This window comes from Nakamurella sp., assembly GCF_048594475.1.
Classification (GTDB): Bacteria; Actinomycetota; Actinomycetes; order Mycobacteriales; family Nakamurellaceae; genus Nakamurella.
In genome coordinates, this window is the sequence record NZ_JBMDXT010000235.1 from 1 (window position 1) to 2,915 (window position 2,915).

Here is a 2,915-nt window from a genome sequence, read left to right on the forward strand (position 1 = left end):
CGTCGAGCGCCAGGACGTGCCGGCCTCGGCGTCGTACGAGTGGCGGGTCGTGATCCGCGACGGCGGCGGGACGACGAAGGCCAGCAACGTGGTGCGCATCGGCTGAGGCCGCACGGCCCGAGGGGCAGACCCCGGCGCAGAGGGGGGACGTCTGGCGCCGGGGCCTGCACAGCCTCGTGGGAGGCACGCCGCGCCCGAACCGGTGTCGCCCGAGCCGCCGCAGGCAGCCAGGGTCAACGACACCGTCAGCGCCGCAGCGACTGTCGCGACCTTCGCGAGCCGATACCGATGACGGAACATCTGTCCTCCAGGGGGTTGACGACCTCGCCGGGGCGGGTCGGAGGGGGTGGCGGGGCGTGCGCCATCGCCAGATGGGTGTGGCGGTGCGGCCGGCCGCGGAGGCGGTCGGCGGGGGTGAGCGGGTGCTTTGCGAGCCGGGGTTATCCGACGGGGGGCGGGTCGGCGGGCGGGTGGGCGGTCAGGTGCGGGTCGGTGGGCGCCGGTGCGGCCGGGCCCGTGCTGTGGCCCGCCTCCCACCGGCAGGGCAGCAGGGTCGGCCCGTCGGCGGCCGGGCGGCCGTCGAGCCGATCGAGCAGGTTGTGGACGCCGAGCCGACCGAGGTCGGCCCCCGGCGAGTGCAACGTGGTCAGATCGGGCTCGACCATCTGCGCCATCAGCGGGCTGGTGACGATCGACAGGACCGAGAACGTCTGCGGCACCAGGTGTCCGCGCGCGGTCAGCGCGCCGACCGCGCCGATCACCGCGTTCTCGTTCATGGCCACGACGGCGGTGGGCCGGTCCGGCCGATCCAACAGTTCGTCGGTGGCCCGCCGACCGGCCAGCGGTGTCGGCTCGCACCAGCGGATCTCGCCGGTCAGGCCGCGCCGGCCCAGGGCGGCGCGGAACCCGTCGGCGATGCGCAGCGTGGGCCCGTACCCGTGGTCGCGGCTGCCGGCCGACTGGTTGAGCAGGGCGATCCGGGTGTGGCCGAGCTCGACCAGGTGGGCCACGGCGGTCTCCGCGGTGGCGTCGAAATCGATGTCCACGCAGCGGGCGTCGGGCTCGTCGCCGGCACGGCCGATCATGGTCAGGGGGATCCGGTGCTCGTCGAGCAGGCGGACCCGGGCGTCGTCGCGGCGGACCTCCATCACGATGACGCCGTCGGCCAGGCCCTGCCGGCTCATCTGCAGCATCTCGTCCGCCTGATCGGCGGCGTAAGGCCAGACCACCAGGTGCATGTCGCGCTCCCGCGCCGCCTGCGCCGCGCCGGTGATGAACTCCATGATCGTGCTGCCCATGGCGTTCTCGGTGCCGGGAAAGGTCAGCGCGATGATGTTGCTGCGCCGGCTGGCCAGGCTCCGCGCGATCTGGTTGGGGCGGAAGTCCAGCTCCCGCATCGCCCGTTCGATGCGCTCGCGGGTGGCGGCCGAGATCGGACGGGTGTTGTTGATGGCGTACGAAACGGTGCTCAGCGAGACCTGCGCCCGGCGGGCGACGTCCTGCATCGTGGCCATGCGATCCTCCCGCCTCGTTGCCGGATTATCTCTGATCGTTCGCTCGTCGAAGCGCTTCGATGATGCCGGGCCGGATGGCCTGGCGTTCCCTCGGGTCGGGATCGATGCCCGACGAGCCGGCACCGGCCGCCGTGATCCGCCGTCCGCCACCGGCTTCGCCCGATCCTGAGCGGCTGACCGGCGGATCGTCGAAGCGCTTCGATGGGTTTGATTATTGGACAAACAAACCGTGGCCGTCAAGCAGTTGTTTCGTCACGGATCGGTAAAGCCTGCGCCGGCGCGCCTCGGGGCGCCGCCGCGCTCCGTCGCCAAGCCCCCGAAAGACCACCGCCCGGAGGGGGCTCCACCAGTCACTGGGCCCGGCTCATCGATCCGGGCGGGCACGACCGAGCACTCCGACTGACGCCCGCGCGGACCCGGTTCCCAGTCCGGCGCCGCCCTCGGGGTCTCCGGGCCGTCCCGCGCTCCGTTCCGCGCCCCAGCGAAGACCAACACCCGCTCAGCGAGCTCAAGCCTTCACTCGGCCCGGCTCATCGATCCGGGCGGGCGCGACCGATCATTCCGGTCGCCCCTGGACCGGACCTGGCTCCGAATTCGGCTCCGCCCAACGACACGGCGGGCCGCGCCGTCGCCCTCAACGCGGCCGAATGAAGACCAACGCCCGCTCAGCGAGCTCAAGCCTTCACTCGCCCGACCTGATCAATTCGGACGGGCACGACCGAGGACTCCGGCCGCCCCAGGGGCCGGACCCGGCGCCCCATCCGGCGCCGCCGAAGACCGCCCGGAACCTGCGCACGTCGGACACTCCGGGCCGCGCCGTCGCCCTCAACGCGGCCGAATGAAGACCAACGCCCGCTCAGCGAGCTCGACCCTTCACTCGGAGGGACCGACCCGACCTCGCCCAGCACTGACGACGGCCCGGTCCGCCCCGGCCGGCCCTCGACGCGCGGATCAACTGTTGCGGCGCGCACGAAGTCGTTGGCTTCCGTCCCACCCGTCCCATTCGACGGAAGTTGATCCGCGCCGGCGTTGTTGATCCGCGCGGGAAAGAGGGACCCGGAGGGCAGATCCGCGCCGGCCCACGACGAAAGGCCCCGCCGGCGGGGGCCGGGGGGCGGTGGACTCCGGCGCCCGGGCGGCGCAGGTCACGCCCGGGCTCCGGACGGCGGGGGCGGCGCGGTTTCCCGGCGCCGCCGGCGGCGCCGACGGTGCCGGCGGTGCCGATCCGTGCGAAACGGATTCAGACCCGATCCCCGCGGGCCGGAGCGGCGCCGCGGGGCTCGGATCGGACAGCGGGCGCCGTCAGCGAGCGCCCAGGGCGTGCTCGACGGCGAGCTGGTTCAGGTGCACGAACGCGTAGGAGTGCTCGGCGGCCTTGTCGGCGTCGTAGTCCTCGAAGGC

The 2,915-nt window shown here is 73.4% G+C and carries 1 protein-coding gene; it reads right to left on the reverse strand.

Annotation, left to right across the window (positions count from 1 at the left end; translation table 11 throughout):
• Positions 1-440 precede the first annotated feature (440 nt).
• A complete protein-coding gene (locus tag ACOJUF_RS11005) occupies positions 441-1,514 on the reverse strand; it encodes a LacI family DNA-binding transcriptional regulator (RefSeq protein ID WP_420121894.1) in 1,074 nt (357 codons plus the stop codon).
• Between the last annotated feature and the right edge of the window lie 1,401 nt (positions 1,515-2,915).